This window comes from Cedecea sp. P7760, from assembly GCF_013386425.1.
GTDB lineage: Bacteria > Pseudomonadota > Gammaproteobacteria > Enterobacterales > Enterobacteriaceae > Cedecea > Cedecea selenatireducens.
Window position 1 is genome coordinate 1 of sequence record NZ_JACARU010000068.1, and the last position, 23,650, is coordinate 23,650.

General features: G+C 53.4%; 20 protein-coding genes and 1 rRNA gene. 12 read left to right on the forward strand and 9 right to left on the reverse strand.

Features of this window, described 5'->3' with window-relative positions; translation table 11 throughout:
• Nucleotides 1–76 precede the first annotated feature (76 nt).
• A 5S ribosomal RNA gene (rrf, locus tag HX778_RS20995) occupies nucleotides 77–192 on the forward strand.
• Nucleotides 193–284: 92 nt separating this feature from the next.
• Here rrf and mobB read toward each other — a convergent pair.
• Both mobB and mobA read right to left on the reverse strand, forming a co-directional pair.
• Complete coding sequence (gene mobB / locus HX778_RS21000) at nucleotides 285–809, reverse strand: molybdopterin-guanine dinucleotide biosynthesis protein MobB (protein WP_154188822.1); 525 nt, start codon at nucleotides 807–809, stop codon at nucleotides 285–287.
• Nucleotides 791–1,375, reverse strand: coding sequence for a molybdenum cofactor guanylyltransferase MobA (gene mobA, locus HX778_RS21005; protein ID WP_370527410.1), 585 nt, complete (start codon nucleotides 1,373–1,375; stop codon nucleotides 791–793). Before mobA ends, mobB begins: the two co-directional genes overlap by 19 nt.
• A gap of 73 nt (nucleotides 1,376–1,448) precedes the next feature.
• Between mobA and HX778_RS21010 the strand changes: the two genes are divergently transcribed.
• From HX778_RS21010 to dsbA, 3 genes are all read left to right on the forward strand, one after another.
• The gene (locus tag HX778_RS21010) at nucleotides 1,449–1,718 is read left to right on the forward strand and encodes a YihD family protein (protein ID WP_038477260.1); all 270 of its coding nucleotides are present in this window, start codon (nucleotides 1,449–1,451) and stop codon (nucleotides 1,716–1,718) included.
• Between the two features lie 75 nt (nucleotides 1,719–1,793).
• The gene (locus tag HX778_RS21015; protein ID WP_176982976.1) at nucleotides 1,794–2,780 is read left to right on the forward strand and encodes a serine/threonine protein kinase; all 987 of its coding nucleotides are present in this window, start codon (nucleotides 1,794–1,796) and stop codon (nucleotides 2,778–2,780) included.
• Between the two features lie 27 nt (nucleotides 2,781–2,807).
• Entirely contained in the window at nucleotides 2,808–3,431 is a 624-nt protein-coding gene (gene dsbA, locus HX778_RS21020) for a thiol:disulfide interchange protein DsbA (protein WP_038477254.1), read from the forward strand.
• 16 nt (nucleotides 3,432–3,447) lie between these two features.
• On the opposite strand, the gene HX778_RS21025 is transcribed toward dsbA, so the two are convergent.
• Nucleotides 3,448–4,356, reverse strand: coding sequence for an acyltransferase (locus HX778_RS21025; protein WP_176982977.1), 909 nt, complete (start codon nucleotides 4,354–4,356; stop codon nucleotides 3,448–3,450).
• Between the two features lie 448 nt (nucleotides 4,357–4,804).
• On the opposite strand from HX778_RS21025, the gene polA reads away from it, so the two are divergent.
• Nucleotides 4,805–7,591: a DNA polymerase I gene (polA, locus tag HX778_RS21030; RefSeq protein ID WP_176982978.1), complete on the forward strand. Its 2,787-nt coding sequence runs from the start codon at nucleotides 4,805–4,807 to the stop codon at nucleotides 7,589–7,591.
• A 347-nt stretch (nucleotides 7,592–7,938) separates the two neighbouring features.
• Here the strand turns inward: polA and yihA are convergent, their stop codons facing one another.
• Nucleotides 7,939–8,574: a ribosome biogenesis GTP-binding protein YihA/YsxC gene (gene yihA, locus HX778_RS21035; protein WP_038477245.1), complete on the reverse strand. Its 636-nt coding sequence runs from the start codon at nucleotides 8,572–8,574 to the stop codon at nucleotides 7,939–7,941.
• A gap of 195 nt (nucleotides 8,575–8,769) precedes the next feature.
• Here yihA and yihI point away from each other — a divergent pair, with 195 nt between their 5' ends.
• Both yihI and hemN read left to right on the forward strand, forming a co-directional pair.
• Entirely contained in the window at nucleotides 8,770–9,285 is a 516-nt protein-coding gene (yihI, locus tag HX778_RS21040) for a Der GTPase-activating protein YihI (RefSeq protein ID WP_038477242.1), read from the forward strand.
• 190 nt (nucleotides 9,286–9,475) lie between these two features.
• Entirely contained in the window at nucleotides 9,476–10,849 is a 1,374-nt protein-coding gene (gene hemN / locus HX778_RS21045) for an oxygen-independent coproporphyrinogen III oxidase (RefSeq protein WP_038477239.1), read from the forward strand.
• Nucleotides 10,850–10,895: 46 nt separating this feature from the next.
• On the opposite strand, the gene glnG is transcribed toward hemN, so the two are convergent.
• From glnG to glnA, 3 genes are all read right to left on the reverse strand, one after another.
• Nucleotides 10,896–12,311: a nitrogen regulation protein NR(I) gene (glnG, locus tag HX778_RS21050; protein WP_038477237.1), complete on the reverse strand. Its 1,416-nt coding sequence runs from the start codon at nucleotides 12,309–12,311 to the stop codon at nucleotides 10,896–10,898.
• Between the two features lie 8 nt (nucleotides 12,312–12,319).
• Complete coding sequence (gene glnL / locus HX778_RS21055) at nucleotides 12,320–13,369, reverse strand: nitrogen regulation protein NR(II) (RefSeq protein ID WP_038477234.1); 1,050 nt, start codon at nucleotides 13,367–13,369, stop codon at nucleotides 12,320–12,322.
• Between the two features lie 260 nt (nucleotides 13,370–13,629).
• A complete protein-coding gene (glnA, locus tag HX778_RS21060; RefSeq protein ID WP_038477231.1) occupies nucleotides 13,630–15,039 on the reverse strand; it encodes a glutamate--ammonia ligase in 1,410 nt (469 codons plus the stop codon).
• A gap of 376 nt (nucleotides 15,040–15,415) precedes the next feature.
• On the opposite strand from glnA, the gene typA reads away from it, so the two are divergent.
• The 5 genes from typA (at nucleotide 15,416) to fabY (ending at nucleotide 20,270) form a co-directional block, all read left to right on the forward strand.
• On the forward strand, nucleotides 15,416–17,242 hold the full coding sequence (typA, locus tag HX778_RS21065; RefSeq protein WP_176982979.1) for a ribosome-dependent GTPase TypA: 1,827 nt from the start codon (nucleotides 15,416–15,418) through the stop codon (nucleotides 17,240–17,242).
• Nucleotides 17,243–17,392: 150 nt separating this feature from the next.
• Nucleotides 17,393–17,989 carry a glucose-1-phosphatase gene (gene yihX, locus HX778_RS21070; RefSeq protein WP_176982980.1) on the forward strand — a complete coding sequence of 199 codons (597 nt, stop codon included), beginning with the start codon at nucleotides 17,393–17,395 and terminating at the stop codon, nucleotides 17,987–17,989.
• Nucleotides 17,986–18,858, forward strand: a complete 873-nt coding sequence (locus HX778_RS21075; RefSeq protein WP_176982981.1) for a virulence factor BrkB family protein — start codon at nucleotides 17,986–17,988, stop codon at nucleotides 18,856–18,858. The genes yihX and HX778_RS21075 overlap by 4 nt, the downstream gene beginning before the upstream one ends.
• Entirely contained in the window at nucleotides 18,855–19,292 is a 438-nt protein-coding gene (gene dtd / locus HX778_RS21080; protein ID WP_038477220.1) for a D-aminoacyl-tRNA deacylase, read from the forward strand. The genes HX778_RS21075 and dtd overlap by 4 nt, the downstream gene beginning before the upstream one ends.
• Before the next feature lie 36 nt (nucleotides 19,293–19,328).
• A complete protein-coding gene (fabY, locus tag HX778_RS21085; RefSeq protein WP_176982982.1) occupies nucleotides 19,329–20,270 on the forward strand; it encodes a fatty acid biosynthesis protein FabY in 942 nt (313 codons plus the stop codon).
• A gap of 14 nt (nucleotides 20,271–20,284) precedes the next feature.
• On the opposite strand, the gene HX778_RS21090 is transcribed toward fabY, so the two are convergent.
• Both HX778_RS21090 and HX778_RS21095 read right to left on the reverse strand, forming a co-directional pair.
• Entirely contained in the window at nucleotides 20,285–21,967 is a 1,683-nt protein-coding gene (locus tag HX778_RS21090; protein WP_176982983.1) for an AsmA family protein, read from the reverse strand.
• 121 nt (nucleotides 21,968–22,088) lie between these two features.
• Nucleotides 22,089–23,480 carry an NCS2 family protein gene (locus HX778_RS21095; RefSeq protein WP_038477212.1) on the reverse strand — a complete coding sequence of 464 codons (1,392 nt, stop codon included), beginning with the start codon at nucleotides 23,478–23,480 and terminating at the stop codon, nucleotides 22,089–22,091.
• Nucleotides 23,481–23,650 lie beyond the last annotated feature (170 nt).

A 23,650-nucleotide genomic window follows, 5' to 3' on the forward strand; every position in this document is an offset into this window, starting at 1 on the left:
AAGAGTAAATTTTCAGCTTAGTTCAGGATTAGATTGATGGTTATGCGAGAGCATGACGGTCAATAAACAGAATTTGCCTGGCGGCCGTAGCGCGGTGGTCCCACCTGACCCCATGCCGAACTCAGAAGTGAAACGCCGTAGCGCCGATGGTAGTGTGGGGTCTCCCCATGCGAGAGTAGGGAACTGCCAGGCATCAAATAAAACAGAAAACCTCAGCCTGACGGCTGGGGTTTTTTGCTTTTTACAGATTAAAAAAACGCCGCAAGCGGCATCTTTTCAGCTCGTTATTGCTGTTTTATCCATTCATAGATGAAATCAGCAATCCCTTCTGCATTATTAATATCCAATACGGGTACGGAAATGGTCAAAGGTACGTTACTGGCTACAGCGATAACACAGGGATCGATCTCTAATTCTTCCGCTTTATGACCCGTTTCCTGTCTGAACAGCAGGATTTTTGCCACCGGCTCGTGTTTGAAACCCTCGACAAGAATAAGATCCAACCTGCTGCTGTCCATCCTTGAGGCAAGGTAATGTAGATCCAGGTCAGGTATTTCGGGCGTTTCCGTCATTAGTGCCCAACGCTTCTGGCTGGCGACGATGGTTTGCGCTGCGCCAGCTTTGCGTAGCTCATAGCTATCCTTACCCGGTTTATCCACATCCATATCATGATGCGTATGTTTGATAAGTCCTGGCCTGATGCCTTTCTCCAGCAAAAGTGGGATCAGCTGCTTCAGTAACGTGGTTTTTCCTGTACCGCTCCAGGCCGCAATAGCCAATAAAGGCGCTACTATCCTTTTTTCTGCCATCGTGAAAGCTCATCAAGAGTATTTATGTTGGTGAAACAGTCTGCCAGGCCATCAAAAGAGACTGCATGCCCGCCGGTGCTCAATAAAAACTGCATCACTCGTCTTTCGCCTGAGTGCAAATATTCTGTTAGCGGCAAACAAAGGGAACGATGAAGTAGTGCAACGCCAGGGTGATCCCGTTGGCCGTCATTTACCCAGGTTGCCGGCGCATTTTCACGCGCCTGCCAGAGTCTTGATGCCAGATCTTCGGGTATATTAGGGGTGTCGCAAGGGCAGAATAACAGCCACTCGCTTTCCGTTTGTTCTATAACGGCTAACATACCGGCCAGCGGCCCCTGATAATCACTCATTGAATCCTGGATAACCGGAGCGCCACTTAGCTGATAGATCTCGAGGTTTCTGTTGGCGCTGATGACAACATCGCCTACCTGTAGCTTTAATGCGTTGAGGACGTGCTGGAAAAGTGGCTGGCCGTTAAGCAAGGCTAATCCTTTATCGCTACCGCCCATTCTGCTTCCCCGGCCGCCGGCCAGCACAACGCCAGTTACCTCTGTTAATCGCTGCACGAATATCGCCTCTTTTAATGTGGGTTTGAGCCTGCTAACGTGTTGCCTTTCACATGTGATAAGGAACACCAACATGAAATGTAAGCGCCTGAACGAACTTCTTGAACTGCTTCAGCCGGCATGGCAGAAAGATCCAGATCTTAACCTGATACAATTCTTGCAGAAACTGGCCACGGAGTCAGGCTATCGCGGTGAGCTGACCGATCTGACTGACGATGTACTGATCTACCACCTTAAAATGCGTGATTCTGCAAAAGATGACGCTATTCCGGGTCTTAAAAAAGACTATGAGGAAGACTTTAAAACGGCTCTGTTGCGCGCACGTGGTGTGATTAAAGAGTAAAAGCTTGTAAGTCGAGACACTTAAGCGGTTTTGAAATGTTATCCTGAAGTATTCGTATTTACTCCGGTTGCCGGGATGACAGACAGCGCTTTTAATTTCCAGACTCTACATCCGGATACTATCCTCGATGCTCTTTTTGAACAGGGCATTCGGGTTGATTCGGGTTTGACGCCGTTAAACAGTTTTGAAAACCGCGTTTACCAATTCCAGGATGAAGATCGCCAACGGTTTGTGGTGAAGTTTTATCGTCCACATCGCTGGTCAGCGGCGCAAATTGAAGAGGAGCATCAATTTGCGCTGGAGCTTCAGGCTGATGAAGTGCCTATGGCTGCTCCCCTCCGTTTTGCGGGAAACACACTCCTGCAGCATCAGGGGTTTATGTTTGCCGTGTTCCCAAGCCTGGGGGGGCGGCAGTATGAAACCGATAACCTTGACCAAATGGAATGGGTGGGTCGCTATCTTGGCCGCATTCATCAAACGGGTCGCCAGCAACTCTTTCAGCACCGCCCAACCTTTGGCCTGGATGAATATCTTTTTCAGCCGCGTGAGCTATTTGAAGACAGCAAGCTTATTCCCCGCGCCCTTAAGAAAGACTTTTTGACCGCAACAGATGCGTTGATCGACGAAGTAAAACTCACCTGGCACACCGATTTTGAATCACTTCGCCTGCACGGTGACTGCCATCCGGGTAACATTCTCTGGCGCGACGGGCCGCTGTTCGTTGATCTTGATGATGCTCGTAATGGTCCGGCCGTGCAGGATATCTGGATGTTGCTTAATGGCGATAAGGCCGAACAGCGCATGCAGTTAGAAACCATTATTGAAGCTTACGAAGAGTTTTCGACGTTTGATACCGGCGAACTAACCCTGATTGAACCGCTACGCGCTATGCGCATTGTTTATTATCTCGCGTGGCTGATGCGACGCTGGGATGACCCCGCATTCCCCCGAAATTTCCCCTGGTTTAGCGAGGAGGATTTCTGGAGAAGACAGACTGCAACCTTTACAGAGCAGGTCCGGGTTCTTCGAGAACCACCATTACAATTAACGCCAATGTATTAATCAGTAAAATTCAGGAGAGAGTTGATTATGAAGAAGATTTGGCTGGCGCTGGCGGGCATGATCCTGGCATTTAGCGCTTCTGCAGCACAGTTTACCGACGGTAAACAGTACGTCACCCTGGATAAACCGGTTGCCGGTGAGCCACAGGTATTAGAGTTTTTCTCATTCTACTGCCCGCACTGCTACCAGTTCGAACAGGTTCTTCATGTTTCTGATAACGTGAAGAAAAAGCTGCCGGAAGGCACCAAAATGACCAAGTACCACGTTGAGTTCCTGGGCCCATTGGGCAAAGATCTGACTCAGGCATGGGCAGTGGCTATGGCGCTGGGCGTGGAAGATAAAATTACGTCCCCAATGTTTGAAGCCGTTCAGAAAACTCAAACCGTGCAGAACGACGCAGACATCCGCAAGGTATTTATCGATGCGGGCGTGAAGCCGGAAGAGTACGATGCGGCCTGGAACAGCTTCGTGGTCAAATCTCTGGTTGCTCAGCAAGAGAAAGCGGCAGCCGATCTTCAGCTGCAGGGCGTACCGGCCATGTTTGTTAACGGCAAATATCAGCTGAACATGCAGGGGATGGATACCAGCAGCATGGATATCTTCGTGCAGCAGTATGCTGACACGGTGAAATACCTGGTTGAGAAGAAATAAGATAAGAAGAAGCCGGTCACTGACCGGCTTTTTTTTCCTCGCCGTGCAGCGCTTCCAGCTGCTTATCTTTCTCGTTCCACAGCCTGCTTAGCCAGAGCTGGAAACGACGCTTAAAGTTTTTATCGTTTACATAATCCCCGTGCAGCTCCTCGGTAATCGGCACCAAAGAAACACGCACAACAATTTTCGTCATCTTTCCTGACAGCATATCGTAGAAAGGCAAACGGTCGTTTTCCGGGTAGCACAGCGTGACGTTCAGCATCTTGTCGAACTGCTTGCCCAGTACATTCATCGCCATTGCAATACCGGCTGCTTTTGGCGCTAACAGATAGTTAAACGGCGAACGAGTCTGAGACTTTTTCTCTGCGGTGAAGCGTGAACCCTCAACAAAATTCACAATCGTTGTTGGATGGGCACGAAACTTCATGCAGGAACGACGCGTGGTTTCAACATCTTTGCCGCGTCGCTCCGGATGGCGCAGCAAATAAGCTCGCGAGTAGCGTTTCATAAACGGCATATCCAGCGCCCAGCAGGCCAGTCCCATAAAGGGAACCCAGGCCAGCTGCTGTTTAAGGAAGTATTTGTTCATGGGGATATGTTTGCGGAACAGCACGCTAAGGATCACGATATCTGCCCAGCTTTGATGATTGCTGATTAACAAATACCAGTGCTTTTTGTTAAGTCCTTCCAGTCCCTCAACATCCCATTTTAAATAAGGATTGAGGCGCAGCAGCAGCGCGAGCCCTTCGCACCAGCAGTACATCATGAAATCAGCAAATACCGAGATTGAGCGCCAGATAACCGGCACGGGCAGCAGTAGCTTAACGATCCCGGCCATAATGATAGGCACAGAACAGGCGATCGTGACCAGAATAGCCAGTGCAACACTTAGCACTAATGTGATCGCGGCGAGTAATCTCGACATAGGTAATTTTTTTGCAGGTTAAGTGAGTGTGGATCGCTGGTATTAACGGCAATAAGAGGCGGATTTTATCAGAAAACCTAAAATGACGACTCGCCAAATGAACAGGATTTTCATGAATCGCATTTATGGGTAGGACAATGACTCGTCATTTATCACTCGTCTGAGTATATATCCACATCAAACGATCGTTAGTTAATTCACTAAGGCTAAACAATCATGCTGTTAACTTACTGAAATTAAAATGCATTTAATATGATAAGAATAAAAATAATTTCGTGAAATTAGTTAGTTAAAAATATATACACAAAGTTATCCACAGATTTGATCTTGCGCAGGATCTCCCGATCCAGGAATTCTTTTCAGCATATTGCGCCCAATAGTTCATGTTTTTGGCCTGGCTATGGCATCCTTGAACAATAAATTAATCACAGGCATGGAACGGAACATTATGGTCCAGATCGCAGACAACCCGCTTATCCTCGTTGATGGCTCTTCCTATCTTTATCGGGCATATCACGCCTTCCCACCGCTGACGAACAGCCGTGGCGAGCCAACGGGGGCGATGTACGGCGTGCTGAACATGCTGCGTAGCCTGATTTTGCAGTATCAGCCAACGCACGCGGCCGTGGTGTTTGATGCCAAAGGCAAAACGTTCCGTGATGAGCTTTTTGAGCACTATAAATCGCACCGCCCGCCGATGCCGGACGATTTAAGAGCGCAGATTGAGCCGCTGCACGCGATGGTGAAAGCGATGGGGCTGCCGCTGCTGGCGGTGTCTGGCGTTGAGGCCGATGACGTTATCGGGACGCTGGCGCTGGAGGCTGAAAAGGTCGGTCGCCCGGTGCTTATTAGTACCGGCGATAAAGACATGGCGCAGCTGGTGACGCCTGGCGTTACGCTGATTAACACCATGACCAACACTATTCTTGGGCCGGAAGAAGTGCAGACAAAGTACGGCGTGCCGCCGGAACTGATCATCGACTTCCTGGCGCTAATGGGCGACTCCTCCGATAACATCCCTGGCGTGCCGGGCGTCGGTGAGAAAACGGCGCAGGCGCTGCTACAGGGCCTTGGTGGTCTGGATACGCTTTATGCCAACCCGGAAAAAATCGCAGAGCTTTCCTTCCGCGGTGCGAAAACTATGGCTGCCAAGCTGGAGCAAAGCAAAGAGCTGGCTTACCTGTCCTACAAACTGGCTACCATTAAAACCGACGTTGAGCTGGAGTTGGGCTGCGAGCAGCTTGAGATTCAGCAGCCTGCGGCGGACGAACTGTTGGGCCTCTTTAAGCAGTATGAATTCAAACGCTGGGTAACCGACGTAGAAGCCGGCAAGTGGATGCAGGCTAAAGGCGCTAAACCGGCAGCACAGCCGCACAAAGCCGCCGAGGTTGAAGTCGAACCCGAAGCGCCAGCCAGCCAGCTCTCTTATGACAACTACGTCACTATCCTCGATGAGAAGGTGCTGGTTGAATGGATTGAACGGCTGAAAAAAGCGCCGCTCTTTGCGTTTGATACCGAAACCGACAGCCTGGATAACGTCAGCGCGAACCTGGTGGGGCTTTCCTTTGCCACGGAACCGGGCGTCGCCTGTTACATCCCGGTTGCTCATGATTACCTCGATGCGCCAGATCAGATCTCGCGCGAACGAGCGCTTGAGCTGCTTAAGCCGCTGCTGGAAGATGATAAAGCGCTGAAGGTAGGCCAGAACCTGAAATATGACCGTGGCATCATGCAGAACTATGGCATTGAGCTGCGTGGTATTGCTTTTGACACCATGCTGGAGTCCTACACGCTGGACAGCGTAGCGGGCCGTCATGATATGGACAGCCTTGCCGATCGCTGGCTGAAGCACCAAACCATCTCGTTTGAAGAGATTGCCGGCAAAGGAAAAAAACAGCTGACCTTTAACCAGATCGATCTGGAAACGGCCGGGCGTTATGCGGCAGAAGATGCAGACGTAACGCTGCAGCTGCACCTGAAAATGTGGCCGAAGCTTGAGCAGACCGAAGGTCCGCTGAACATCTTTAAAAACGTCGAAATGCCTCTGGTACCGGTGATTTCACGTATTGAACGCAACGGCGTTAAAATTGACCCGACTATTTTGCACACGCATTCCGTCGAGCTGACCAAACGCCTTGCCGAGCTTGAGCTTAAGGCCCATGACATTGCCGGCGAGGAATTTAATCTCTCTTCGACTAAGCAGCTGCAAACGATTCTGTTTGAAAAGCAGGGCATTAAGCCGCTGAAGAAAACGCCAGGCGGTGCACCGTCAACCTCCGAAGAGGTACTTGAAGAGCTGGCGCTGGATTACCCGCTGCCTAAGGTGATTCTGGAATACCGCGGCCTTGCGAAGCTGAAATCCACCTATACCGACAAACTGCCGCTGATGATTAGCCCGATAACCGGACGCGTACATACGTCTTATCATCAGGCGGTAACGGCGACCGGTCGCCTGTCTTCTACCGACCCTAACCTGCAGAACATCCCGGTTCGTAACGATGAAGGTCGCCGTATTCGCCAGGCCTTTATTGCGCCTGAAGACTACGTGATCCTTTCTGCGGACTACTCGCAAATTGAACTGCGCATCATGGCTCATCTTTCCCGCGATAAAGGCTTGCTAAGCGCCTTTGCCGAAGGAAAAGATATCCACCGCGCCACTGCGGCAGAAGTCTTTGGCCTGCCGCTTGAAAGCGTTACCGGCGAGCAGCGCCGCAGCGCGAAGGCGATTAACTTTGGTCTGATCTACGGAATGAGCGCCTTTGGCCTTTCCCGCCAGCTCAACATTCCACGTAAAGAGTCCCAAAAGTACATGGATCTCTACTTCGAGCGTTACCCGGGCGTGCTGGAGTATATGGAGCGTACGCGTGCTCAGGCGAAAGATCGGGGCTATGTAGAAACGCTGGATGGCCGCCGCCTCTATCTGCCGGATATCAATTCCAGCAATGGCGCTCGCCGTGCCGGGGCAGAACGTGCCGCGATCAACGCCCCGATGCAGGGAACCGCCGCTGACATCATCAAGCGCGCGATGATTGCCGTCGATGCCTGGCTGGAGACGGATAAACCACGGGTGAAAATGATCATGCAGGTTCACGATGAACTGGTATTCGAAGTGCACAAAGACGACGTGGAAGCGGTGTCTGAAAAGGTGCATGAGCTTATGGAAAACAGCATGAAGCTCGACGTGCCGCTGCTGGTGGAAGTGGGCAGCGGTAAGAACTGGGATGAGGCGCATTAATACTCAATGCTCAGGTCATGTTTTTGTAACTAAGCAACATAAGTCATAGCTTTTTGTGATGATGCTTCAAGAATGTGATGCAAAAAGTGAAAAAAAACTACAAAAAATGCTTTTTTGAGCGATTAAAAAGGAGTAGAGTTATTCGCGTAGGGTACAGAGGTAAGATGTTCTATCTTTCAGACCTTTTACTTCACGTAATCGGATTTGGCTGAATATTTAGCCGCCCCAGTCAGAAATGACTGGGGCGTTTTTTATTGCGCGAAACAAAAGAAAAACGCGGCCTGGGCCGCGTATTGGACTGATGACAAGCCCCGAGCAAATCGGATATGCCAGAGGACGTGTTTTAATTACTCTTCAGCCGCTTCTTCTTCCACCGCCGGTGGCAGATCGTTGTACCAGCTATCCAGCTTCAGGCGCAGTTTATCGACGCCGGTTTTCTTCAGGGAAGAGAACGCCTCAACCTCGATATTCCCGCCAAACGCCAGAACCGCCTCGCGCACCATATTCAGCTGCGCTTTACGTGCGCCTGAAGCCAGCTTGTCGGCTTTGGTCAGCAGCAGCATCACTTCGATATTGCTGGCTACGGCCCACTGAATCATCTGCTGGTCGAGATCTTTCAGCGGATGACGAATATCCATCAGCACGACCAGGCCTTTCAGGCTGTTACGCTTTTGCAGGTATTCACCCAGCGCGCGCTGCCACTTGTGCTTCACCTCTTCAGGGACTTCGGCATAGCCGTAGCCCGGTAAATCCACCAGGCGTTTGCCTTCGGCAACTTCGAACAGGTTGATAAGCTGGGTACGACCAGGGGTTTTACTGGTGCGAGCCAGGCCTTTCTGGTTGGTCAGCGTGTTCAGCGAGCTGGACTTACCCGCGTTAGAGCGGCCTGCGAAAGCAACCTCAATACCGGTATCAGAAGGCAGATGGCGAATGTCCGGTGCGCTGAGCACGAACTTAGTCAGTTGATAGTTCCAGTTTTTCAAAACGGTTGTCTCCGTCAGGTAAGCATTTGCCGGGGATTATACCTGAACGAGCGAAAAACGCCGTGTTTCTCGCCAGAAGAGAAACTTAATGAAGAAAATAAGGGTTGGTTAACCTGTCGCCTTTTTTCTTTGCTTGCTTTCTGCTAGATTCCGCCGCAATTCTATACTGAATAAAATGGCTTAAGACGACTTATCATGAAGCAACAAAACTCTGCACCACAAGGTAAAAAACCGGCAAAAGCACGCCGCAAATCGCGCGAAGAGATTGACCAGGAAGCGCGTGAGCGCAAGCGCCAGAAAAAACACAGTGGCCACGCAGCGGGTAGCCGCGCTAACGGCGAAAGCCAGGCAAAAGGCGGTAAGTCCTCGGGTCAGGCGAAAGACCCGCGCATTGGCAGTAAAAAACCAATTCAACTGGGCGTAACCGATGCAGCACCGGTCGCTAAACAGCACAAACCTAAGAGCGAGAAACCTATGCTAACACCACAGGCTGAGCTGGATATGCTGGAAAACGATGAGCGCCTGGATGGGCTGCTGGAGCGTCTGGAAGCAGGCGAAACCCTGAGCAAAGAAGAGCAGTCCTGGGTTGATGCGAAGCTCGATCGTATCGACGCGTTGATGGCCGAACTCGGCATCGCCTGGGAAGACGATGAAGAGGAAGAAGAAGAAAAAGCTGACGATTTAATGCGTCTGCTGAAGGGCGGTAACTGACGCTTACTCCTATGGGATTACCTGTTCTTATTATGGTTATTCCGCTGGTGTGTTATCTGCTGTGGTTATTCGTTAAACTACGGCGGCTGTCGCGGCTGCAGAATTTGCTGCGGCGAAGGGTTATGGCTCGCGGAACGAGCGGGCCAGCTTCGCCTCGTCGGCGCCGGCGACAACACCGCAAGGAGTGAGTATGTCTGAGCAGTTAATCGACTGGGATCTGGCTCTGATCCAGAAATATAATTATTCAGGGCCGCGTTACACCTCTTATCCGACCGCGCTGGAGTTCTCAGAAGCTTTTGGCGAGGCGGAATTTTTGCAGGCGGTTGCCCGTTACCCGGAGCGCCCGCTGTCGCTCTACGTGCATATCCCGTTCTGCCACAAGCTTTGCTATTTCTGCGGCTGCAATAAAATTGTGACCCGCCAGCAGCATAAAGCCGATCAGTATCTCGATGCCCTGGAACAGGAAATCATCCACCGTGCGCCGCTGTTTGCTGGCCGTCACGTTAGCCAGCTGCACTGGGGCGGCGGGACGCCAACTTACCTGAGCAAAGCGCAAATCAGTCGCCTGATGACGCTGCTGCGCGGTAATTTCCGCTTTAACGACGACGCCGAACTGTCCATTGAAGTTGACCCGCGTGAAATCGAGCTGGACGTGCTCGATCATCTTCGGCAGGAAGGTTTTACCCGCCTCAGCATGGGCGTTCAGGACTTCAATAAAGAAGTGCAGCGTCTGGTTAACCGTGAGCAGGACGAAGAGTTTATTTTCGCGCTTATTCAACGTGCGCGAGAGCTGGGTTTTACTTCCACCAATATCGACCTGATTTACGGCCTGCCAAAGCAAACGCCGGAAAGCTTTGCCTTTACGCTCAAGCGTGTGGCCGAGCTAAGCCCGCATCGTCTGAGCGTTTTTAACTATGCGCACCTGCCGACGCTGTTTGCCGCCCAACGTAAGATCAAAGACGCTGACTTACCGAGCGCCCAGCAGAAGCTGGATATCCTGCAGGAAACCATCGCTTCGCTGACCGGCTCAGGCTATCAATTTATCGGTATGGATCATTTTGCCCGCCCGGATGACGAACTGGCTATTGCCCAGCGTGAAGGCAAACTGCACCGTAATTTCCAGGGCTACACCACTCAGGGCGATACCGATTTACTGGGGCTTGGCGTGTCGGCCATCAGCATGATTGGCGATTGCTACGCGCAGAACCAGAAAGAGCTGAAGTCTTATTATCAGCAGGTGGACGAGCAGGGCAATGCGCTGTGGCGCGGTCTGGCGTTAACGCGAGACGATTGTATTCGCCGCGACGTGATTAAGGCGCTGATCTGTAACTTCCAGCTTAACTTCGCTGAAATTGAGCAAGCATGGTCGCTGACGTTTGCTGACTACTTTGCAGAAGATCTGGGCCTGCTGGCTCCGCTGGCGAAAGATGGGCTGGTGGTGATAGACAGCCAGGGGATTCAGGTAACCGGTAAGGGGCGCCTGCTGATCCGCAATATCTGTATGTGCTTTGATACCTACCTGAGGCAAAAAGCGCGCCTGCAGCAGTTTTCGCGCGTGATATAAAAACGGCGGGCTTTAGCCCCGCCGTTATTTCAACCTTCGCAAAGCGCTATTCCATTCCCAGCTCTTTTAGCTTACGAGTCAGCGTGTTTCGCCCCCAGCCCAGCAGGCGAGCCGCTTCTTGTTTATGTCCCTGAGTGTGTCGTAGCGCGGTGGTTAACAGCGTGCGCTCCATTTCCGGCTGAGCTTCTGAAAGCAGATCCTGATGCCCGGAACGTAGCGCCCGTTCCGCCCACTGTGCCAGCAGCATTGCCCAGCTGTCAGGGTTGGTCTGCGTAACCCCGCCGCTTTCGGTTACCGTCGTTTCAAACAGCTCGCTCGGGAGATCCTGAATAAGCACTTCCTGACCCGCCGCCATCACCGTCAGCCAGCGGCAGGTGTTTTCCAGCTGGCGTACGTTGCCGGGCCAGGCCAGACGCGTTAAGGCATTTTCCGTTTCCGGATGCAGCAGTTTTGCTTCAACACCCAGTTCGCGTGCGGCCACCTGCAGGAAGTGCCGTGACAGGCGAGGAATATCTTCCCGGCGTTCACGCAGAGGCGGCAGGTGTACACGGATCACGTTCAGGCGGTGGAACAAGTCTTCACGGAACTTCCCTTCCTGCACCCGTAGCTCGAGGTTCTGGTGGGTTGCGGCAATAATACGCACATCGACTTTAACGGCCGCGTAGCCGCCAACGCGATAAAACTGGCCGTCGGCCAGCACGCGGAGCAGCCGGGTCTGTACGTCCAGCGGCATGTCGCCTATTTCATCGAGAAACAGCGTGCCGCCGTCGGCCTGTTCAAAACGCCCCTGGCGAATCTGGTTGGCGCCGGTGAAAGCACCTTTCTCATGGCCAAACAGCTCTGACTCGATTAAATCTTTGGGAATAGCCGCCATATTAAGCGCGATAAACGGCGATTTAGCCCGCGGGCTGTGGCGATGCAGGGCATGCGCCACAAGCTCTTTACCGGTACCAGATTCGCCGTTAATCAGTACGCTGATGGACGAACGCGACAGGCGGCCAATAATACGAAACACGTCCTGCATCGCCGGGGCTTCGCCGATGATGTCGGTCGTTGGTCCGTTGTCCGGCGCATTACGCGGCTGCTGCTGCTCCTGATAGTGGCTGATGGCGCGTTCAACCAGCGCCACCGCCTCGTCGATATCAAACGGTTTTGGCAGATAGTCAAAAGCACCCTGTTGATAGGCGCTAACGGCGGCGTCTAAATCCGAATGGGCAGTCATTATGATGACCGGCAGCATAGGATGGCGCTGTTTAATCTGCTTTAGCAGGGCAAGACCGTCCATGCCGGGCATACGAATATCCGACAGCAGCACGTCCGGGGTTTTGGTCGCCAGGGCGTCCAGCACCTCATTGCCGTTTTCAAAGGTGGTGCAGATCAACCCGGCTCCGGTTAACGCGCGCTCCAGTACCCAGCGGATGGAGCTATCGTCGTCAACGACCCAAACTATCCCTCGTTGCATAAAGACCTCTACTTCCGAATAGGCAGGTAAACCGAAAATTCGGTATGACCAGGCCAGCTGTTGAATTCGATTTTCCCCGAATGCTGGTCGATAAGGCTACGCGCTATGGAAAGACCAAGCCCGGTGCCACCTTCTCGCCCGCTGACCATCGGGTAGAACAACGTGTCCTGCAAATGTGCCGGGATACCCGGGCCGTTATCTTCAACGTCTATGCGTGCTGCAAGACGATAGCGCGAGCCGTGAAGCGTCAGCTGGAAAGCCGTGCGGGTGCGTAAGATAATCTCACCGCCTTCACTGCCCAGCGCCTGCAGCGCATTGCGAACGATATTCAGTAAAACCTGCTCTATCTGGTCCGGATCGTGAGCAAACTCCGGCAAACTTGGATCGTAATCCCGCACAAGAGTCACGTTGTCCGGCAGCTCCATCGACACCAGCGTCACCACGCGCTCGGCAACTTTGTGAATGCTTTCGGTGACGTGCATCCCCGGCTGCTGTGGGCCTAACAGGCGGTCGACCAGATTTCTTAAGCGATCGGCCTGTTCAATAATCACTTTGGTGTATTCAGTCAGCGACGGGTCCGGCAATGCTTTACTCAGCAGCTGTGCCGCCCCCCGCAGCCCACCAAGCGGGTTTTTAATTTCATGCGCCAGCCCGCGGACTAAGTCTCGGGCGGCAATCTGCTGCGCATGCTGCAGCTGTTCCTGGCTCAGTCGACGCTGATTATCCATCGGCGCCATTTCCATCAGGATGTACCCTTCCGGCAGCTTTTGCGCCGTCAGGGAGAGAATGTGCGATCGGCCATCAATGACCAGCGTAACCTCGTTGTCGGTAAATCCCTGGCCCGCCATCAGGCTTTCCTGCATGACGCCAATGTTCAACGAGAAATAACTCAATAGATCCGGCAGAGGCGTGCCGTACAGCTTGCGTGAGCTCTGCGCCAGCAGTTGCTGAGCCGCAGGGTTGGCGTAATGTACCGCCAGCTCGTCATCCACGAGCAGGATGCTGTTGATGAGAGAATTCAGAATCTGCCCAGCATCGGGCAGCGCGCCAGTTGCCATACAGCAGTCTCCGTGCACCGTTTTAGTGCATTATAGTCTTTGGGTGACAAAAAACAGCGTCACAGGGGATTCCGGTGGAGAAAAAAGCCCATCCGGAGATGGGCCAAAGTTTCCACGGCAACAAAAAACTCCTAACGCCCTTCGCGCCACAGCTGCGTTGGCTGCCCTTACTCACCCTGGTCACATCGTTACCTATGCTTCCAGGGATTCACTCAGTTGCCGTCTTGCTGCAACGCGAAATTCGTTGGATTTCTAAATTATTAGACGCTGTAGTACAGCTCGAACTCTACCGGGTGCGGAGTCATGCGTACGCGGTCGTTTTCTTCGATACGCAGCGCGATGTAAGCATCGATAGCGTCGTTGGTGAATACGCCACCTGCGGTCAGGAACTCACGGTCTTCGTTCAGAGCGTTCAGTGCTTCTTCCAGAGAACCTGCAACCTGTGGGATCTCTTTCGCTTCTTCTGGCGGCAGGTCATACAGGTTTTTGTCCATGGCTTCGCCAGGGTGGATCTTGTTCTTAATACCGTCCAGGCCGGCCATCAGCAGCGCTGCGAAGCACAGGTATGGGTTCGCCGCTGGGTCCGGGAAGCGCACTTCGATACGACGTGCTTTTGGAGACGCAACAACCGGGATACGGATAGAAGCAGAACGGTTACGGGCAGAGTACGCCAGCATTACTGGGGCTTCGTAGCCTGGGACCAGACGCTTGTAGGAGTTAGTGGTTGGGTTCGCCAGGGCGTTGATCGCTTTAGCGTGTTTGATAACACCACCGATGTAGTACAGCGCTTGCTCAGACAGGCCTGCGTATTTGTCGCCGGAGAACAGGTTTACGCCGTTCTTGGACAGGGACATGTGGCAGTGCATACCAGAACCGTTGTCGCCAAACATTGGTTTAGGCATAAAGGTCGCGGTTTTACCGTAGGCGTGAGCAACGTTGTGCACAACGTATTTGTAGATCTGAATTTCGTCAGCTTTTTTGGTCATGGTGTTGAAGCGGGTAGCCACTTCGTTCTGACCAGCGGTCGCTACTTCGTGGTGGTGAGCTTCAACAACCAGGCCCATCTGCTCCATGGTCAGACACATAGCAGAACGCAGATCCTGAGCGGAGTCGACCGGTGGAACCGGGAAGTAACCGCCTTTCACAGCAGGACGGTGGCCTTTGTTACCGCCTTCGTATTTGGTGCCGGTGTTCCATGCGCCTTCGATATCATCGATAGCAACGTGGGAGCCGGAGATAGAGCTGCCGAAACGAATGTCGTCGAACAGGAAGAATTCTGGCTCTGGCCCGAACAGAACGGTGTCTGCGATGCCGGTAGAGCGCAGGTAGTCTTCAGCGCGTTTTGCAATGGAACGCGGGTCACGGTCGTAGCCCTGCATGGTGCCTGGCTCGAGAATGTCGCAGCGGATAATCAGGGTAGAATCCGCGAAGAACGGGTCGATAACCGCCGTCGTTGGATCTGGCATCAGCACCATGTCGGATTCGTTGATACCTTTCCAGCCACCAATCGAGGAGCCGTCAAACATTTTGCCTTCTTCGAAGAAGTCAGCATTCACCTGATGAGCAGGGATAGTGACGTGCTGTTCTTTACCTTTAGTATCGGTAAAGCGCAGATCAACAAACTTTACTTCATGCTCATTCAGCATCGTCAAAACGTGTTCAGCGGACATACTTAAACTCTCCCGGATTGGTGTAGTCGTCGTGGTAACGAGGTAATCAAACACTTCTTAATGTGGCTTTTCGCCATAAAATGTTTAAAGCGAAATCTGTGCCAACTTTTAAATCACCCTAAAAAGGCGCTATCATGCGCACCATAGTGCAAAAGGGCTGCACCAGGATGAATATTTTGCACCAATATAGTGCTTCAGATTAAAACCTGAGCACCATATTGGTGCAATTTACGTTATAGCTCCCTTTTTAGCTCCGTGAAAGCGATCACAATCCCTTACTTTCTATATTGTTTGTAAAGGTTCTTTGTGATCCTGTTCTGTCCTTCGATTAATACGTGTACAATAACGCGCTATTTCTAATGCCTGAGGCAAAGTTGTGATCGAAAATCTGCGTAATATCGCCATCATCGCGCACGTTGACCATGGTAAAACTACCCTGGTTGATAAGCTGCTGCAGCAATCTGGTACTTTCAGTAACGAACGTGCTGAAGCCACTGAACGCGTGATGGACTCCAATGACCTGGAGAAAGAGCGTGGGATTACCATCCTCGCTAAAAACACCGCTATCAAATGGAATGACTATCGTATCAACATCGTTGATACCCCAGGACACGCCGACTTCGGTGGTGAAGTTGAGCGCGTAATGTCAATGGTTGACTCCGTTCTGCTGGTGGTTGATGCAATGGATGGCCCAATGCCGCAGACGCGCTTCGTAACCAAAAAGGCGTTTGCCCATGGTTTGAAGCCGATCGTGGTTATCAACAAAGTTGACCGCCCTGGCGCGCGTCCTGACTGGGTTGTTGATCAGGTCTTCGACCTGTTCGTTAACCTTGATGCGACCGACGAGCAGCTCGACTTCCCAATTATTTATGCATCCGCACTGAACGGCATCGCGGGCATGGATCACAATGATATGGCAGCGGACATGACTCCACTGTATCAGGCCATTGTCGATCGCGTACCGGCACCGAACGTTGACCTCGATGGTTCACTGCAGATGCAAATTTCCCAGCTGGACTACAACAACTACGTTGGCGTTATCGGCATCGGCCGCATCAAACGCGGCAAAGTGAAGCCAAACCAGCAGATCACTATCATTGATAGCGAAGGGAAAACCCGTAACGGTAAAGTCGGTAAAGTTCTGACCCACCTGGGCCTGGAGCGTATCGAGTCTACCGAAGCCGAAGCGGGCGATATCATCGCCATCACCGGCCTGGGCGAGCTGAACATCTCCGACACCATTTGCGACCCGCAAAATGTTGAAGCGCTGCCAGCGCTGTCCGTAGATGAGCCAACCGTTTCCATGTTCTTCAACGTAAATACCTCTCCGTTCTGCGGTAAAGAAGGTAAGTTCGTGACCTCTCGTCAGATTCTGGATCGTCTGAACAAAGAGCTGGTACACAACGTTGCGCTGCGTGTTGAAGAAACCGAAGATGCGGATGCATTCCGCGTATCCGGCCGTGGTGAGCTGCACCTCTCCGTTCTTATCGAAAACATGCGTCGTGAAGGTTTCGAGCTGGCGGTATCCCGTCCGAAAGTTATCTTCCGCGAAATCGACGGCCGTAAACAAGAGCCGTTCGAAAACGTAACGCTGGATATCGAAGAGCAGCATCAGGGTTCCGTGATGCAGGCGCTCGGCGAGCGTAAAGGCGACCTGAAAAACATGAATCCGGACGGCAAAGGCCGCGTGCGTCTTGACTACGTGATTCCAAGCCGTGGTCTGATTGGCTTCCGTAACGAATTCATGACCATGACCTCCGGTACCGGTCTGCTGTACTCCACCTTCAGCCACTATGACGATATCCGTCAGGGCGAAGTGGGCCAGCGTCAGAACGGCGTGCTGATCTCCAACGGTCAGGGTAAAGCGGTTGCGTTTGCTCTGTTCGGCCTGCAGGATCGCGGCAAGCTGTTCCTGGGCCACGGGGCTGAAGTTTACGAAGGCCAGATCATCGGTATTCACAGTCGTTCTAACGACCTGACCGTTAACTGCCTGACCGGTAAGAAGCTGACCAACATGCGTGCTTCCGGTACTGACGAAGCGACCACTCTGGTTCCTGCGCAGAAAATGACCCTGGAGCAAGCTCTGGAGTTCATCGATGACGACGAACTGGTAGAAGTGACTCCGCTGTCCGTGCGTATTCGTAAGCGCCACCTGACTGAAAACGACCGCAAACGTGCGGGTCGTGGTAGCAAAGAAGCGTAAGTTTCTTTTCTGCAGTCCATTGAAGCCCTACCTGCAAAGGTGGGGCTTTTTTTATTTTACCTCTCAGAATGCTCAACGTTGCTTTCCTCTGATAGTCAAAGCCAGCCTTTCCCGCTACAGTTATTTCTCCATGTCGGAAAGGAGGTGCGCATGCTGTATATCTTTGATTTAGGTAACGTCATCGTTGATATCGACTTTAATCGCGTACTGGGCGTCTGGAGCGATTACAGCCGGGTGCCGTTAGCCAACCTGCAGAAAAGTTTCGCGATGGGAGAAACCTTCCATCAGCACGAACGTGGGCAAATAACGGATGAAGTGTTTGCCGAACGCCTGTGCCATGAAATGGACGTTGCGCTGAGCTACGAGCAGTTTGCCGCGGGCTGGCAGGCCATTTTCGTTGGCCTGCGCAAAGAGACGATTGGCGTCATGCAAAAACTCCGCGAGCAGGGACATCGCGTCGTGGTCCTTTCCAATACCAACCGCCTGCACACCGGATTCTGGCCTGATGAATACCCAGAAGTGGCGCAATCGGCCGATAAAATCTATCTCTCCCAGGAAATGGGGATGCGCAAGCCGGACGCGGAAATCTACCTCAACGTGCTGCAGGAAGAAGGATTCTCTGCGGATCAGGCCGTGTTCTTCGATGACAACGCCGACAATATTCACGGCGCGCGGGCATTAGGTATTACCAGTATTCAGGTGCTCGACAAGCAGACCATTCCAGACTGGTTTGCTAAGCAGGGATGAGCAAAAGCGTGCCACGTAAAACTGCACATCGTCTCAGGCCGCTCTGGGCCTGGGGCAAACTGCTGTGGCAGCGTATCGACCAGGACAATATGACGACGCTGGCAGGCAACCTCGCCTATGTGTCTTTGCTGTCACTGGTGCCGCTGGTGGCGGTCGTATTTGCGCTGTTCGCCGCGTTTCCGATGTTTGCCGATATCAGCGTTCAGCTGCGCCATTTTGTCTTTGCCAATTTTATGCCGGCCACCGGGGACGTGATTCAGCGCTACATCGAACAGTTTGTCGCCAACTCCAATAAAATGACGGCGGTGGGGGCTGTCGGGCTGATTGTGACCTCGCTGCTGCTGATGTATGCGGTAGACAGCGCGCTAAATACCATCTGGCGCAGCAAACGCGTGCGGCCAAAAGTGTATTCCTTTGCCATTTACTGGATGATCCTGACGCTCGGGCCACTTTTGGCCGGGGCAAGCCTGGCGATCAGCTCTTATCTCCTGTCTTTGCGCTGGGCTTACGAACTGAACAGCATGCTGGATGAAGTGCTGCGCATTTTCCCTCTGCTGCTCTCCTGGCTTTCGTTTTGGCTGCTCTACAGCCTGGTGCCGACGACCAGCGTGCGGGCCAGGGACGCCATGATAGGCTCTCTGGTGGCCGCGTTGCTGTTTGAGCTGGGCAAGAAGGGGTTTGCCCTCTACATCACCATGTTCCCCTCTTACCAGCTGATTTACGGCGTGCTGGCGGTTATCCCCATATTATTTGTCTGGGTCTATTGGACCTGGTGTATTGTGTTGCTGGGGGCGGAAATCACCGCCTCGCTGGGCGACTACCGAAAATTACGACAAGCTGCAGAGCAGGAAGAACTGGAAGAACCATGATTGCATTAATTCAGCGCGTAACCCGTGCCAGCGTCACCGTGGAGGGTGAGGTGACGGGTGAAATTGGCCCCGGACTTTTGGTGTTGTTGGGTGTCGAAAAAGAAGATAACGAACAAAAAGCCAATCGCCTGTGCGAGCGCGTTCTGGGGTATCGAATCTTCAGCGACGAGCAGGGCAAGATGAACCTCAACGTTCAGCAGGCGGGCGGCAGCCTGCTGGTGGTGTCTCAGTTCACGCTGGCTGCGGACACTGAACGCGGCATGCGGCCGAGCTTCTCCGGTGGCGCGGCGCCACAGCAGGCTGAAGCTCTCTATGAGTACTTTGTCGGGCGCTGCAAGCAGCAGGGGATAGAAGCCCCCACCGGGCGATTTGCCGCCGATATGCAGGTTTCACTAATTAATGATGGGCCGGTGACGTTCTGGCTGCAGGTATAACCCTCGCCACCGGCCCGCGCAACGAGAGAGCAACGTATGTATCACCTTCGTGTGCCACAAACAGAAGAAGAACTTTACCGTTATTACCAGTTCCGCTGGGAAATGTTGCGCCAGCCGCTACACCAGCCTAAAGGCTCCGAGCGCGATGCATGGGATGCGATGGCGCATCATCAGATGGTGGTGGATGAAGAGGGTAATACCGTTGCCGTAGGCCGCCTTTATATTAATGCCGATAACGAAGCCGCGATTCGGTTTATGGCGGTACACCCTTCGGTTCAGGATAAAGGTTTAGGTACGCTGGTAGCGATGGCTCTGGAGTCCGTAGCGCGGCAGGAAGGCGTTAAGCGCGTAACCTGCAGTGCACGTGAAGATGCCGTGGCGTTTTTCTCCAAGCTGGGCTTTGTTAACCAGGGCGAAATCACAACCCCGCAAACCACGCCTGTACGCCACTTCCTGATGATTAAGCCGGTCGCCACGCTTGACGATATCCTTCACCGGGGCGACTGGTGTGGGCAGCTGCAGCAGGCCTGGTACGAACATATTCCGCTTAGCGAGAAAATGGGCGTGCGCATACAGCAGTACACCGGGCAAAAATTCATTACTACGATGCCGGAAACGGGCAACCAGAATCCGCACCATACGCTCTTCGCGGGGAGCCTGTTCTCGCTGGCCACGTTAACCGGCTGGGGACTTATCTGGCTGATGTTGCGTGAGCGGCATCTGGGCGGCACGATTATTCTGGCCGATGCCCATATCCGCTATAGCAAACCGATCACCGGGAAACCGGGGGCAACCGCCGATTTAGGATCTTTGAGCGGCGATCTGGACAGGCTTGCCCGTGGCCGTAAAGCTCGCGTTGCGCTTGAGGTTGAGCTTTACGGCAATGAAACGCCCGGCGCCGTATTTGAAGGTGTTTATCTCGTGCTGCCCGCTAAGCCGTTTGGCCCCCTGGAAGAGGGCGGTAACGAAGAGGAGTGATCCCTGGACGCAGGTTACGCGCCGGGAACTTCTCCATTATGCATAGTCTGTTGGATCTGTTGCCCGCTGGCGCCTGTGGCCTGCAGGCTGCCGTTTACTGTCGGTTTCAGAGCCGAATTGGCTGATACCTGCCCGGTAACCGAAACCTGCAGGTTACCGTCGCCCTCGAGCGGAAGAGAAGGCCAGCCCCAGGCGTGCAGCACGTTCACCGGCACGCTCTGGCCCTTCAGGCTAACGCTGACGGCCCGTTGAGGCGTTTGGCTCACGGTTGCCGTTGCTTCCAGTAATCCTTTCCCGGCGAAGGCGCTCAGCTCCGTGATCGCCACCTGGCTCTGATTTGCCGTTAACGACAGCGACGGGCGGCGCACGTCAACCCGGTTAAAGGTGGCGGCGGCGGCATTAAACGAGGCATTGCCTGACCAAATTCCCCATTGATGATCCCGCGCCAGCTGAATATTCGTCGCTGTACCATCCAGGCCTGTCATTTGGAACGGCCATGCCGGGTCGATATCGATAATCAGATTGCGATTAGCCGAAAACTTTTTCACCGTGATGCTATTCAGCCAGTCCGGAAGCGTCTCCATCCACAGGGCCTTCCAGTTGGATGGCAGCGTATATTCGAGCCCGCCCACGACGACTTCATCCATCACCGCCTGATTACCCTCGCGCAACCATTGCCCGGAAGCGCGGACTAAACCGCCTTCCCAGCGGGAGCTGAACTGGCGGAGCGTGGCCGCAGCTGGAGCAAAATCGACGTTTACGATCGGATCCTGCAAATGCAGCGAGCCGTTGATGAACTCGCTGGCGTTCATCGACAGCTGGCCGTCATCGCTGTGCCAGCCTCCGTTAGCCAACGTCAGATTACGCAGGCTAAGGGCCAGGTCGCTCACCGCCCACTCTTTCCCTTCCAGCCGCGCATCGGTTATCTCAAGGCGATCGATGGTTAACGAGGGAATCGACGTCACCGGCGCTAGAAAATCGCTGAGCGACTTTGCCGTTTGCAGGCGAATATCGTTCAGGCGCAGGCTGCCAACCTGCCATGAGCCGTCGGCATTGCGGTGGGCGTTGCCGGTCAGCGAGCCACGAGCAACGTCTGCACCGAGAGTAGTCAGCGTGACTTGTTCATTATCCAGGTTTCCCTGCAGCAAGACGTTGCTGGCGTTGACGCCATTAAGCGTCAGTGAGCCCGCGCTGAAGGCTATAGTGGCTTTATTGCCCAGTACTTTCCCGGCCTGAGGCTGCCAGGGTGAAACGCCGCCCTCAACGCGCTGAGCGCTGAGGTTCCACTCGCTATCCGGGCTGTTAATGGCCATATCCTGCAGCTGCAGTTTATCTGCCTCAAGCGGGAGCGGAACGGCGTTCGAACTGAGATTCAGCGTTCCCTGCTGGAGCAAAATAGTGTCGACATAGAGTGGCTGAGAAAACTGTCGCGTACTCAGGCCAATATCCACGTTCTTTGCTACCAGCGTTGCGGGCTGGCCGCTGCGGCCAAAAGTAACGTTATGAAACATCAGGTGAGTGGGCGAAGACCAGTCGTGTTCCATCTCATTGAAAGAGAGATGGTAGTTGGTTTTTTCATTCACCCAGCTGCTGATTTGGCCAGCGCCCCAGCGGGTTTGCAGCAGGATGTAAAAGGCAATCAGCGCCAGTATGACAAGGCCCAACAGGATAAGAACCAGCTTTCCGAGGAATTTCATTGCCTTCCGCTCCATTGAGTTTCGCTAAGGGTGTTATGCCCCATTTACCGCTATAGCTCAAGGAAGGGATTGTCAAAGGAGGTTTCGCGCCGGCAAAAACAGCCGCCGGCGCGTGAGGGAGTTACGCTTTTTCCGGAGGGAAAACCAGGTTCAAAATAATGGCCGTGATCCCGCCCGCGGCAATGCCCGAGGAAAGCAGGGTTTTCAGCCAGTCTGGTGCAAACTGCAAAATCAGCGGCTGCTGGGAGACGCCCAGACCCACGGCGAGCGACAGGGCGATAATCATAATCGCGCGGCGGTTTAGCGGTTCGCGGGAAACAATACGTACGCCGGAGGCCGCAATGGTGCCGAACATCACAATCGTTGCGCCGCCAAGAACCGGCTCAGGGATATGCTGCACGAAGCCACTGACCGCCGGGAATAAGCCAAGCACGATCAGCATCAGCGCGACAACAAAACCGACATAGCGGCTGGCAACGCCGGTTAGCTGAATGACGCCATTGTTCTGACCAAAACAGGAGTTAGGGAAGGTATTGAACACGGCAGAAACGCAGGAGTTGAGGCCGTTTGCCAGCACGCCACCCTTCAGGCGCTTCATGTAAAGTGGGCCAGAAACCGGCTGCTCTGATACGTCAGAGGTGGCGGTGATATCGCCGATGGTTTCCAGCGAGGTCACCATAAAGACCAGCATCAGCGGGATAAGCAGGCTCCAGTCGATGCCAAGGCCGTAATACAGCGGCATTGGTACCATTATAAGGTCGGTGTTAGCTGGCTGAGTTGTGGCAGGCAGCATGTCCAGCGCCCAGGCCAGCAGATAGCCCACGGCCATTGCGATAACCAGCGAGGCTACGCGCAGGTAAGGGTTACGCTGGCGGTTTAGCAGGATAATAACCAGCAGAACCGCGCCCGCCAGCAGCAGGTTTTTCGGCGCGCCAAAGGTATGGTCAGCCATTGCGCCGTAGCCGCCGCCGATAGAAGTTAGCCCAACCTGAATCAGCGACAGGCCGATAATCATCACCACCACGCCGGAAACCAGCGGCGTAATAATGCGACGGGCCAGGTGCAGGACGCGAGAAATCAGCATTTCCGTGCAGCTGGCAAGCATCAGGGTACCGAACAGCGCGGCCATCATCGTCGGCACGTCCGCGCCGCCGTTTTTTAGCGCCATACCGCCCATAATCAGCGGTGAAACAAAGTTAAAGCTGGTGCCCTGAATCGACAGCAGGCCTGAACCTACCGGCCCCCAGGCTTTGATTTGAATAATCGAAGCCACGCCAGAGGCAAACAAAGACATGCTGATAATGTGCTGAGTGTCTGATGCCGGTAACCCCAACGCCTGGCAAATTAACAATGCCGGGGTAATCACCGCCACAAACATAGCCAGCAGGTGCTGACAGGCGGCGAAAAGCGTTTGTGGAAGCGGCGGGCGATCTTCAAGGCGATAGATTAGTTCGCTCGGTTGAGTCTGCGCAACCGGTTGCGCATTTTCTGACTCTACGGCATTGACGGACATCAGGCGTTATCTCGTGGCTGGAAAAGCGCTGATTTTAACGGACTGAACGGTAAAAGCAAACGATTGCCAGCATGTGAAGGTAAGAGTGAAATGTCATAAATCAGTCATTATTTATAACTGATACGCGTTTTTTGGTTAAAATGTGCCGGCTGATTTCACGAATGACGGAA